The following is an 11,814-nucleotide window of genomic DNA, read 5'->3' as shown; positions in this document are numbered from 1 at the left end:
GATTTTTGCGAAAAATTATGATAATACTTTAAAAAATAATCCTTGCACAGAATTTTTCAAATGATTTGACAACTTTAGATTAAAAAGGGAAAGTTTTTTACTTTAATAGCGGTAATGACGACTAAAAACTCATCAATTTTCCCCCAGCACCAGACGGCTGTGCTCTTGCTTGATGCAGCGGTTCATGACAATATCTTCTCGTCCTGCTTGGCGCAAAATGTCTTCTGCTTCTTGACTTTGAAGCCCCAGCTGCGCCCAGAAAATCTTGGCGTCCGTTTCGATAAAATCACGCGCCACATCTGGCAAAAACTCGCTGCGGCGATAAATATCAACGATATCCACCGCAAAAGGAATGTCCTGCAAGCGAGCATAGACCGTCTCGCCTAAAATTTGCTGCCCTGCCGCCCGCGGATTGACAGGGATAATCCGATAACCGCGCGCCTGCATTTCCTTGCTGACGCGGTAGCTAGTTGTTTCTGTCCGATCGGATAAACCAACAACCGCAATCGTTTGGCTGTTTTTCAGATAGGCCTTGATGACTCCGTCGCTAGGATTTTGAAATGAATAGGTCATATTTTCCTCCAGATAGCTACTTAGCTTCGTACCAAGTCTTGCCTGCATTTTCATCGACTTCTAGCGGTACCGCTAGCTCAATCGCTTCTTCCATGATTTGCTTAACTAGAGCACGAATAGCTTGGAGCTCCTTATTGGGCACTTCAAGCACAATTTCATCGTGCACCTGCAGCAGCATGCGCGTTTGGAAGCTTCCTTCTTCCAAGGCCTTATCCAAGCGAATCATGGCAATTTTGAGAATGTCCGCTGCGCTCCCTTGGATAGGTGAGTTGATAGCTGTCCGCTCGGCAAAGCCGCGCACGTTAAAATTGCGGGAGTTGATATCAGGAATTTCCCTGCGGCGGTGAAAGAGGGTCTCAACATAGCCCTTGTCGCGCGCCTCGCGGACCACATTTTCCATGTAATTTTTGATACCTGGATAGCGCTCAAAATAGGTATCGATGTAAGACTTGGCTTCCTTACGGCTGATGCCTAGGTTATTGGACAAGCCGAAGTCTGAGATACCGTAGACAACACCGAAGTTAACAGCCTTGGCATTACGGCGGTCGTTAGGCGTCACATCTTCTGGCTTTTCAATGCCAAAGACCCGCATAGCAGTCGAGGTATGAATATCTGCCCCATGCTTAAAGGCCTCAATCAAATGCTCATCCCCAGAAATATGGGCCAGAACCCGTAGCTCAATTTGCGAATAGTCCGAGCTAAGCAGGACACTATCCTGCCAGTCAGGCACAAAGGCCTTACGGATAAGCCGGCCCTGCTCCAAGCGGACGGGGATATTTTGCAGATTGGGGTCAACACTGGATAGGCGGCCAGTCTGGGTCAAGTCTTGCACATAGCGGGTGTGAATCTTCCCATCTGGCAAAATGGACTCTTGCAGACCAATGACATAGGTGGATTGAATTTTAGAAATTTGGCGGTATTCCAGGATTTTGGCCACAATCGGTGCAATCGGCGCCAGTTTTTCTAAAACATCCACTGCTGTCGAATAACCGGTCTTGGTTTTTTTGGTATAGCTAGTTGGCAAGGCCAAATCCTCAAAGAGGACGCCCCCCAGTTGTTTGGGTGAATTGATATTGAACTCTCGGCCTGCCAGTTGATAGATTTCCTGAGTCAAGTCTTTCAGAACTTGCTCATTTTGCTCCTGCATGGCTGCCAAGGTCTCTCGCTCCACCTTGATGCCAGCGATTTCCATCTTAGCTAGGACATAGGCCAGGGGCTGCTCCATCTCTAGTAGTAGGTCCAGCTGGTCCTGCTCTTCTAAGCGTTGGAGCATGACCTGCTCGGTCTCAACCAAGACAGCCACCTTTCTAGCCAGGTGCTCTAGCCAGACTTCCTTTTCTGGTAGGGCTCGCTTGGCCCCCTTGCCATAGATGGCCTCATCTGGACTTAGTTGGGTTTGACCGTAGAGCTTGGCAATGGTGGTGATTTCATTATTTTCAACTGTCGATAGGAGGTACTTGGCCAGGCGGCTGTCAAAGGCAGCTGGTGGCAAATCCACTCCCAAGTTGGCCAGCAAAACCTTGGCCCGCTTGTAGTCATAAACCTTGAGGGGCTGGCTTTCCAAAAATTCCTTAAAGAGGGGCTGGCTTAGCAGGCTCGAATCTTGGCTGACATAAATCTGCTGGGCATTGCCCCAGGCAAAGCCCAAGATTGGCTCGCTATGGTAGTTGTCTCCCAATATCTCAAAATGGAAAAAGCTATCCCCATCTAACATCTGCTCTTGGAGGGAGTCAACCTCCTGATAGGCAACTTTAACAGCTGCTACTGCTGCTTGATTTTCGGCAGTAGCTAGGTTTTGCTTGAATTGTTCAAAGCCCATTTCTTCATAAAATTGGAGGAGTTCCTCTAGCTGGGGACCTTGATAGAGAAGCTCATCCAGACCGATTTCAAGGGGAGCCTGGAGGTCAATCGTCGCTAGGGTCTTGGATAAGAAGGCCTGTTCCTTATCCTTTATCAGATTTTCCTTCATTTTTGAGGCTTTTAGTTGGTCAATATGCTCATAAATCCCTTCTAGGGATCCGTATTCTAAGAGGAGTTTGAGACCGGTCTTTTCACCGATTTTAGTCACTCCAGGAATATTGTCCGACTTGTCCCCCATAAGGGCCTTGAGGTCGATAAATTGCTGGGGCGTAAGACCCATTTTTTCCATAAGGTAGGCAGGGGTAAACTCCTCAAACTCGGCTACGCCCTTCTTGGAAATCTCAACCACAGTATTTTCATCGGTCAGCTGAATCAAATCCTTATCCCCACTGACAATGGTCACAACATAGTCTTGGGCCTCGGCCATCTTGTCCAGGGTTCCGATAATATCATCGGCCTCATATTGGGCCAGGTCATAGTAGGCAATCCCCAGCTTATCTAGCAGCTGACGAATAAAGGGGAGCTGCTCTCGAAACTCATCTGGGGTCTTGGCCCGTCCCCCCTTGTAGTCAGCATAGAGCTCTGTCCGAAAGGTGGTCTTGCCGGCATCAAAGGCCACCAAGATATGGCTGGGCTCGATGCGCTCCAAAAGGTGATTGAGCATGAGGTGGAAGCCATAGATGGCATTGGTATGCAGTCCTGACGGACTTTTAAAGCGATCAATTTGGTTGTAAAGGGCAAAAAAAGCCCGAAAGGCGACGGAAGAACCGTCAATCAAGAGTAATTTTTTCTTTTTTTCCATAGTCTTATTATACCACGAAAGAGACTCTAGCGACTCTTTGAAAATCAAAATGTCTGCCCTTAATCAATCCCCAACAAAATCTCTCCTAGCCTAAGCCAGTACGAGGCGGCTGACAGCCCCAAGAAGGAAAAGATAGGCTAGTCTAGAACTGTGGATAGCTGACTTGCAAGGACAAGAGGGCCCAACCTTCTCTTTAGAAGCTCTAAACCTAGTCTCCTTTAAGTAAAAAGCTGAAAATGGAGCAAAAAAAGACTACCTGATTGGGTAGTCTTTTAGGGAGATTTATTATGAAAAAGTTTGTAGTTTTTCAACTACATATAGAAAAGTTTAGGATATTGTCAGATAAAGTTAGGAGGTCTTCATCTGATGGTCTTAGTATAAACTCTCTAACTTAAAGAAAACTTAAGATAGAAAAAACTTAGACCAATTTTTTGATATCTAGCAGCTGGGAAATCTGCTGGCTCTCCTCTAACTTATAGGGAGCAAAATTGATGCTCTTAAGACCGCTATTGAGGGCGGCATCCACATCCAGAGGTCGATCCCCGATATAGTAGCAGTTTTCAGCTGCCAGCTGGTACTTGTCTAGCAGGTAAAGTAGGGCCTCGGGGTGGGGCTTACGCTTAAATCCACGGTCTGCCGTAACAATCTCCCGAAAATAAGTATCCAGCCCCAAATCCTTCATCAAGCGAAAGGCATTGTCCCCCTTATGGGTATAGATAAACTGCTCAATCCCCTCTTTTTGGGCCCAGGCCAAAATTTCTCTGGCCCCGTCTAGGACCTCAATCTCATGGTTGCGCGTCTCTAGGCTTGCTGCATAAAGGGGGTAGAGGTCCAATCCCTTTTCTTGCTGCAATTCTTTAAAGAGGCGACCGACCGAGGTTTCAAGGATATAGGCCTTGATTTGCTCGCGGTCAAAGGCTAGGTCATGAGCAGCATAGGCCACTTCTAGGCTATTTAAGATAGCACCGTAGGAATCAATCAGAGTTCCATCTAAATCCCAAATAAAAGTTTTTGTCATCATGTCCTCATCTATTATTTATTTTTTTAGATCCTTTAGGAAAAGGTCTTTAGGGTCTTTAACTTCTGGCGATAGTGGCTGGATAAAAAGAACCAGCGAAAACCATTATCCAGCAGGGTGGCCGTCCAAACCCCCTCTAGGCCCAAACCTAGGCTAATCCCCAGAACATAACCCAGCACTATCCGAATCAACCACATGCCAAGACTGGTGGCATAAAAGGGGAGCTGGGCCTGACCTAAGCCCTGCCAAAGGGCGGTATAAACCAGAGTCCCTGCCGTCATGGGAACGCCCAAGAGGGAAAAGAGAATGACCGATAAGCTGGCCTCAATAACGCTGGCCTTGCTTGTAAAAAGCAGGGTCAAGGGCTGGCCCAGGATAAAGACCGTCAGGGCCACCGCCAAGAGCAGAAAGAAGGTCAGGTAGTAGGCCTTGTTTTTAATGGTCTGAATGGCTGACCAGTCTTCCTGGCCAAAGGCTTGGGCGATTAGGATAACGGTGGCTGTGGCTACCCCAAAACCAGGCACATAGTTGAACTGACTGAGCACCTCACCGATAGCATTACCAGCCACTGCATCCGTCCCAAACTTCACCACAATAGCCACAATCACCACATCTCCTGCCCGCATCATCAGGCGCTCTCCTGCTGCCGGTAGTGATAGGGCTAACAGCTTAGAATCCAAGGACCAGGACCAGGGAGCTAAAGGGATATTAAGGCGGCGCCAGAGGAGCCAGGCCCCGATTAGCCGCGCTAAAATCGTCCCCAAGGCGACCCCAGTAATCCCTAGGCCCAAGCCAAAGATGGCTAGGCTGGAAAAAATCACATTCAAGATATTACTGATTAGACTAGCATACATGGGTAGGCGGGGATTATTGGTCACCCTGACCAGGGCCCCCAAGCTGGTCATCAAGCCCAGCAGGAAAATACTGCCACCAACCAGGGCCAAGAAGTGGCCTCCCGCCTGGGCTACTGCTTCTTCTGTCCCCAAGAGACTCAGGAAAAACTGGCCAGCAAAAATGGAGAGCAAACCCAAAACAAGGCTTAAAAAGAGGGTCAGTTTGAGGGCCTCGGTCGCTTGATAGCTCAAGGAGGCTGGATTTTTTCGCTCTAGATTTTTAGAAATTAAGCTAGAGACAGCAGCCGCCAGGGCGATAAAGATAGCCTGGTAGATGGTGATGATATTTCCAGCCACCGAAACTCCTGAAATGGCGACAACACCTAGGCTAGAGACCAAGTAGCTGTCAATCATATTCATAAACATTTGCAGAAAATTCTCGGCTATGGCTGGTAAGGCGATATTCATGATTTTCTTATAGCTGGTCATTGTCTGATTAGGACTTACTGGTACTGGTCTTTCCATATTCCTCCATCATCTACTAGATGAAAAAAGCTGGGATAGGGCTATCTCAACTTTTTCATGCTATGGGTTGGTCTTACTTACAGGCCTAGGTAGGCTTCAACCGCAGCCTGCATCTGGTCTGCCTGGGCCTGCGTTTTGTGTAAAACTGGCGCTGTTTCCAGGCCATCAACTGCCGGTGGCAGGCTGACACCAGAAAGCTCTTGTAACTTAGCTAGGGCCTCAAAGTCAGTCAAGTCGCTAGCGCCTGTCACAGCTTGGACAGCTACCCTAGGGAATTTATAGGGGCTGGCTGTGGAGGCGATAACCGTCGGACGCGAATCGCCCGTTTCCTTGAGGTACTTTTGGTAAACAGCTGAAGCTACGGCTGTGTGAGGGTCTTCAATATAATCAGAAGTTTGATAGACCCTCTTGATTTCAGCCAGGGTCTCAGCCTCGGTCGCATAGTCGGCCGCAAAAAGTCCAAGAATTTCTGGATCAAAGTCAGTCAATTCGTACTGGCCATGCTGGTTAAGAGTCTGCATCAGGTCTGCTGTTTTTTCAGCATTGTTACCCAAAAGGTGGAAAATCAAGCGCTCTAGGTTAGAAGAAACCAAGATATCCATAGAAGGACTGCTGGTGACCTTGAAGCTACGTTTTTTATCATAGACCTGGGTCTTGAAAAAGTCGGTCAAGACATTGTTTTCATTTGAGGCACAAATCAGCTTGCCTACTGGGAGACCAATCTTCTTGGCATAGTAAGCCGCCAGGATATTTCCAAAGTTTCCAGTAGGAACGGTGAAATTAACCTCATCTCCTGCCGCAATCTGGCCAGTCTTGACCAGCTGGGCATAGGCGTAAACATAGTAGACAATCTGTGGTACCAGACGCCCGATATTCATAGAGTTGGCTGATGAAAACTGCATCTTGTGGTCTGCTAGCTGCTGACGCAGAGCTGGGTCATTAAACATCTGCTTGACATTGGTCTGGGCATCGTCAAAGTTGCCGTCAATTGCGACTACATGGGTATTGGCACCCGTCTGAGTCGTCATTTGCAGCTCCTGCACCTTGCTGACTCCGTCCTTGGGATAGAAGACGATGATTTCTGTTCCGGCAACATCCGCAAAACCAGCCATGGCAGCCTTACCAGTATCACCGGAAGTGGCTGTTAGAATGACGATTTTATTTTCCAAACCATGCTTCTTGGCTGCTGTGGTGATAAAGTGGGGCAGAATGGACAAGGCCATGTCCTTGAAGGCAATAGTGGAACCATGGAACAATTCTAAATTGTACTGGCCATTTAGCTTGACTAGAGGAGCGATACGCTCATCATCGAACTTGCTATCATAGGCTTGCTCGATACAGTAGTCTAGCTCTGCCTCGGTAAAGTCATCCAAAAAGGCTGACAAAATCAATTTGGCAACTTCTTGATAGGAAGCGTCTTTCAGCTTGGCAAAATCCAAATCCACCTTTGGATAGGCAAGGGGGGTGAAGAGGCCCCCGTCGGTAGCTAGGCCCTCTAAGATTGCTCGACTAGCAGTCACCGTGTTTTTGGCATCACGCGTTGATTGATAAACTAAGGTCATAATTTCTTTCCCTTTCATGCTATATCTATCATCATACCATATTTTGAGCCAGAATTGTGAGAATATTGAAAATTCCTTAAAGTAAAAGCTTCTTTTTTAGCCTCTCCGACCATAAATTCATTGCTCAAACCATCAAAACATGATAGAATATGGCAAAACTAGGAAAGAGGAGGGAAGCCTGACAATCCAAAACAAGTAAATGACTGCTAGTGGTCAGGCCAGTGCTAGTCCAGCCAATAGCCAGCTCTGGTCTGGCTCTGCTGTAACCATGGACAAGGCCAGAGTTGGCAACTGCAAATCAAAGTTGCAAATAGGAATAATTGGCATAATTTTAATTAAGAGAGGTAGAAAATGACTAAAAAAAGTATGGGCTTGGGCGGTTCAGTTGTTTCAAATAATATTTTGACTGGTGCCGGAAAAATGAAATGGTTTATTCGAGAAGAATTTTTAAATAATCTTGATAACGGTTGGCGGATTTTATCGGATATTGATACTGATGAATATTTGTCAGACCCTGCAAACATGTCCATATGTGATTGGAGGACTGTTTTTGAGCTAGAACCTGCTGTTATGGCAATATTTGATTTGCCCATAGGGACAGAAGTAACTCTGATATATGGGGGCGAAGAGAAGTATTTTGTCGATAGTCGGACCGGAGAAAGGATTTTATAAGAAAAACGCAGATTAGTTTCTGCGTTTTTATGTTTTCTCCTTTTCCTGGCCCTTGTCATCTTCTTCTTGGGCTAGGGCTGAAAGGGTGGTGGTGAAGATTTGATTCCTAGTATCGCGATCCAAATCAACATAGTAGGCGTAAAAAATATCAATGACCACCAATACAGGAAACTGGGGCGAAATGTTATTGCCCTGGGCCAGCAATTTTTTCATGGCAACCAGGACCAACTCGTCGCACTGCTCACGCAGGTTTTCACTGTTATTGGAAGTGATAAGAACGGTCCTTGCTCCTGCCTTTTTGGCATTGCTGATGGCATTGACAATTATCTTGGTCTGGCCTGACATAGAAATGCCAATAACCAGACAGTCTTGATTGACCATCACAGCATTCATGCGAATCATATGGGCATCTGTAATGGCCTTACAGACCATGCCCAGCCGCATAAAGCGAAATTCCATCTCCTGGGCGACCAAGCCTGAGCTCCCCTGCCCGTAGATATAGACCCTCTGGGCGGTGTTGAGCATCTGGCCCACGCGCAGAAATTGCTCCTCGTCGATAAGAGAAAAGGTCTTGCTCAGCAATTCTCCATAGTCTGACAGGACATTTTTGGTCAGATTACGACTGACATTTTTATTGGTCTGGCTGGACTCCTGAAACTCATAGATAAACTGGCGATAGCCCTTGAAACCACACTTTTTAGCAAAGCGAGTCAGAGAGGGAACAGAGACATAGAGCCGCTCAGCCACTGCCTTGGCTGACAGATCATCATCGCCAAGGTCGCCTGATAAAAAGTAGCTGGCGATTTTCTTTTCCAGATGGGTCAGACTGCCTGAAACAGACTCGATAATCGGTAGAATATTTTTTTCCAAAGATACCATGGGAAACTCCTCAATAACTTGCTAGTCTTATTCTAGCATTTTACCAGCAAAATTTAGGGATGTTTGCTCTTAAAATGATAATAGGCCCCCAGCATACCAGCTGTATTTTGATAGTGGGCAAAGGCTAGACTGGTCTTGTCCGCAATGCTGGGCACCAGATTTTCCTCCAGGGCTTTTTCCAGCATGGGGCCTAAAAGAGCCTGCTGGGCCATGATCCCACCACCTAAAATCACGACTTGAGGATTGGCAACATAGCAGATATTGGCAATTCCCTTGGCCAAATAGGCCACCATGCGCTCAATCCCTTGAAGGCAGAGAGTATTGCCTGCGGCTGCTTCTCGGAAAATTCGCCGGCCGTCCCAAGAGGCTGGCCTATCACTATGCAGGTCGGCCACATACTCTACCAGAGCTGTGGTAGAAGCCAGGTCCTGAAATTCTCCGTCGGGAAGGTGGAGATAGCCCACCTCGCAGGCCGAATGACTAAAGCCATGAAAAACCTGGGAATTGATGAGCAAGCAACCACCGATGCCTGTCCCAACTGTCAGACAAAGCGCCACCTCTGCTCCCTGGCCACTGCCTGATTTGACCTCGGCTAGGCCAGCACAGTTGACATCATTTTCAATCTCACAGGGCAGGGAAAATTTCTCTTCCAAGACCTTTTTAAACTGGGTGCCAGCATAGTTGGGAATTTGCGGGCCAGCATAGAAAATCTCCCCCTTGTCGGGGTCGACCATGCCAGCCGAGGACAGACAAAGGCCTACTAATTCTTCCTTTTCCAAATAAGTGGCCACAATCTTCTCAACCTTGCGCAGAATTTCTGGGCCACCCTTATGGGCTTCTGTTGCCATTTCATGACTTTCCAGTAGCTGTTCACTTTCATCAAGTAAGCCATACTTGATACTGGTGCCACCGATATCGATTAGAACATACTTTTTCATCTTCTACCTCGGTTTTGCTTATAAAAATTTTTCTTTTGCCAGTCGAATCAAGCGGGCTGCTTCTTCAACAATTGGTCGATCAGCCTCGACAAGAGGAGCTAGCGGAGCTCGAACAGAACCAATATCCAGACCCTCATTGATTTTTAGGACCTCTTTAATGACGGCATACATATTTCCCTGAGCAGAAGTCAGCTGGCCAATAATGGCATTGATGCGATACTGCAAGAGTTGCGCTTGCTCCAAGTCCTTATCCGCAAGCAGCTGATTGAGCTTCAAGAAGAGCTCAGGCATGGCACCATAGGTGCCCCCAATCCCTGCGGCTGCTCCCATGATACGTCCAGCCAGAAACTGTTCATCGGGCCCATTAAAGACCAGGTGGTCTTCTCCGCCTAGACTAGCAAAAATCTCGATATCCTGGACTGGCATGGAGGAATTTTTAACACCGATTACCCGCTCATTTTTCAACATTTCCTGATAAAGACTGGGGGTCAGGGCGACGCCTGCTAGTTGAGGGATATTGTAGATAACAAAGTCTGTATTTGGTGCTGCATGACTAATATCGTTCCAATATTGGGCAACTGCATATTCGGGCAAGCGGAAGTAAATGGGCGGAATGGCTGCAATGGCATCCACACCCAAACTTTCTGCATGCCGGGCCAGCTCCATACTGTCACTAGTATTATTGCAGGCCACATGGGCAATAATGGTCAGCTTGCCCTTGGCAACCGCCATAACCTCTTCCAAGACTAGCTTTCTGTCTGCTAAGCTTTGATAGATACATTCGCCAGAAGACCCATTGACATAGAGCCCTTGGACTCCTTTAGCAATAAAGTACTCCGTCAAGGCACGCACGCGCTCTGGACTGACCTGACCAGCCTCGTCATAGCAGGCATAGAAGGCAGGGATAATCCCCTGATATTTTGTTAAATTTTTCATTTTTCTTTTTTCTCCAATCTTATTCTTGTCCGTATTTCTCAAGGATGGGCTCCAAAAATTTTAGCTGCAAGAAGGCTAGGCCAGCAAAGCCGATGAGAAAGAAAAGCAGGCTCAAAAGCAAGAAGCTAAGCACAGACCAGCTAGCTAAGAAGAGGATGACCCCAAGTAGGCCCACCATGGCAAAGGACCCTAGGAAATGAAGGCTAGCCATCAGCATACTAGCCTGGGCCAGGCCTTGAAAACTCATCTGGTAGCGAGCAGCCAGCGGATAGGCATATAAAAAGAGGATGGTCATAAAAACAAGGACCGCAATGGACAGGACCTTGATCAACTGAAAAGGTAGGTCCTCTATTTTTCTAAAAAGCAGGAGATTGAGTAGGCATAAAAAGACTACCAATAGCTCCAAACTTCCTACTTGCAGGCCTCGTTTCCAATTTTTTCGCAAGGCCCCTAGATAGGTCTTAAGCACACTGACCCTACGCCCCTTCTTAATGGCAAAGAGGCTTTGATACAGACTCATCTTAGCTATGCCAATAGTCACAAGAGGCAGACAAGAAAGGAGAAAAAGCAGATTCAGACTAGCCAAATCAAAGATTTTCTCCGCTATTCTCATCAGGAAATTGTCCGTATTAAAGACAGACTTGATTAGCTGGGCTCCCCTGTTTCTCATTTTTCTTCCTTTCTAAGGCTTAGTCTGACCAAGAAATCTTGACCAGACATTTCTTGACCCGCTGCTTGCCTCCTCCATAAAGGCTGGGTTGGTGGGCCTCCCCAGGCAGAAAGAGAACAAAATTTCCCTCCCTCAAAAGTAGAGGACAGGCCTCTTTACAGGTCACAAAACCGATGTCTGTTTCTGTATCATAGGCTTGAACGACTTCTTCTACAAGCTGACCGTAGTTCAGCTTCTCACTACCTGCCAGCAAAAAATGAAGGTCTGCATACTTCTCATGAAATTCATATTGCTTGCTGGACTCTTGATTGAGCTGGTTGTCCTGGATAAAGAGCAAGGCTTGCTTTCCATCAATCTCATACTTGCCCAGCTCATAGCTGGCCAAGTCATGCTCCGCAAGGTAGGCAAGCACCTTATCAAAAGATGACTGCAAGCCTCGATAGCGAGCAAGATTTTTTATCTCATCAAAAATCATTACAAATCCTTTTCTATTTCAATAGCTCCACCAAGAGACCACTCTCAGTAGAAAAAATTTTCTAACCGGCC

11 protein-coding genes are annotated in these 11,814 nt (G+C 47.0%); 1 reads left to right on the top strand and 10 read right to left on the bottom strand.

Annotation, left to right across the window (positions count from 1 at the left end; all coding sequences use genetic code 11):
- Positions 1–132: 132 nt before the first annotated feature.
- The 5 genes from C4K46_RS09805 to thrC all read right to left on the bottom strand — a co-directional run bounded on the left by C4K46_RS09805 (position 133) and on the right by thrC (position 7,173).
- Positions 133–573, bottom strand: a complete 441-nt coding sequence (locus C4K46_RS09805; RefSeq protein WP_209629017.1) for a CoA-binding protein — start codon at positions 571–573, stop codon at positions 133–135.
- Positions 574–589: 16 nt separating this feature from the next.
- Positions 590–3,235 (bottom strand): DNA polymerase I, encoded by a 2,646-nt coding sequence (gene polA, locus C4K46_RS09800; RefSeq protein WP_209629015.1) that lies wholly within the window; start codon positions 3,233–3,235, stop codon positions 590–592.
- A 418-nt stretch (positions 3,236–3,653) separates the two neighbouring features.
- Positions 3,654–4,253: an HAD-IA family hydrolase gene (locus tag C4K46_RS09795; protein WP_209629089.1), complete on the bottom strand. Its 600-nt coding sequence runs from the start codon at positions 4,251–4,253 to the stop codon at positions 3,654–3,656.
- A gap of 35 nt (positions 4,254–4,288) precedes the next feature.
- The gene (locus tag C4K46_RS09790; RefSeq protein WP_209629087.1) at positions 4,289–5,575 is read right to left on the bottom strand and encodes an MATE family efflux transporter; all 1,287 of its coding nucleotides are present in this window, start codon (positions 5,573–5,575) and stop codon (positions 4,289–4,291) included.
- A 113-nt stretch (positions 5,576–5,688) separates the two neighbouring features.
- Positions 5,689–7,173 (bottom strand): threonine synthase, encoded by a 1,485-nt coding sequence (thrC, locus tag C4K46_RS09785; protein WP_209629013.1) that lies wholly within the window; start codon positions 7,171–7,173, stop codon positions 5,689–5,691.
- A 351-nt stretch (positions 7,174–7,524) separates the two neighbouring features.
- Between thrC and C4K46_RS09780 the strand changes: the two genes are divergently transcribed.
- The gene (locus C4K46_RS09780) at positions 7,525–7,845 is read left to right on the top strand and encodes an immunity protein Imm33 domain-containing protein (protein ID WP_245335195.1); all 321 of its coding nucleotides are present in this window, start codon (positions 7,525–7,527) and stop codon (positions 7,843–7,845) included.
- Positions 7,846–7,872: 27 nt separating this feature from the next.
- Here C4K46_RS09780 and C4K46_RS09775 read toward each other — a convergent pair whose 3' ends face one another.
- The 5 genes from C4K46_RS09775 to C4K46_RS09755 are packed head-to-tail and all read right to left on the bottom strand — an operon-like array spanning position 7,873 to position 11,743.
- Positions 7,873–8,724, bottom strand: coding sequence for a MurR/RpiR family transcriptional regulator (locus C4K46_RS09775; RefSeq protein ID WP_209629011.1), 852 nt, complete (start codon positions 8,722–8,724; stop codon positions 7,873–7,875).
- Between the two features lie 53 nt (positions 8,725–8,777).
- Positions 8,778–9,662 carry an ROK family protein gene (locus C4K46_RS09770; protein ID WP_209629009.1) on the bottom strand — a complete coding sequence of 295 codons (885 nt, stop codon included), beginning with the start codon at positions 9,660–9,662 and terminating at the stop codon, positions 8,778–8,780.
- Between the two features lie 18 nt (positions 9,663–9,680).
- Positions 9,681–10,598, bottom strand: a complete 918-nt coding sequence (locus C4K46_RS09765; protein WP_209629007.1) for a dihydrodipicolinate synthase family protein — start codon at positions 10,596–10,598, stop codon at positions 9,681–9,683.
- A 19-nt stretch (positions 10,599–10,617) separates the two neighbouring features.
- Entirely contained in the window at positions 10,618–11,268 is a 651-nt protein-coding gene (locus tag C4K46_RS09760) for a DUF624 domain-containing protein (protein WP_209629004.1), read from the bottom strand.
- A 19-nt stretch (positions 11,269–11,287) separates the two neighbouring features.
- Positions 11,288–11,743: a NanQ anomerase/TabA/YiaL family protein gene (locus C4K46_RS09755; RefSeq protein WP_209629002.1), complete on the bottom strand. Its 456-nt coding sequence runs from the start codon at positions 11,741–11,743 to the stop codon at positions 11,288–11,290.
- Positions 11,744–11,814 lie beyond the last annotated feature (71 nt).

The organism is Streptococcus oricebi (assembly GCF_017883985.1).
GTDB classification, from domain to species: domain Bacteria; phylum Bacillota; class Bacilli; order Lactobacillales; family Streptococcaceae; genus Streptococcus; species Streptococcus oricebi.
This window is presented reverse-complemented; position numbering and strand designations above follow the sequence as displayed.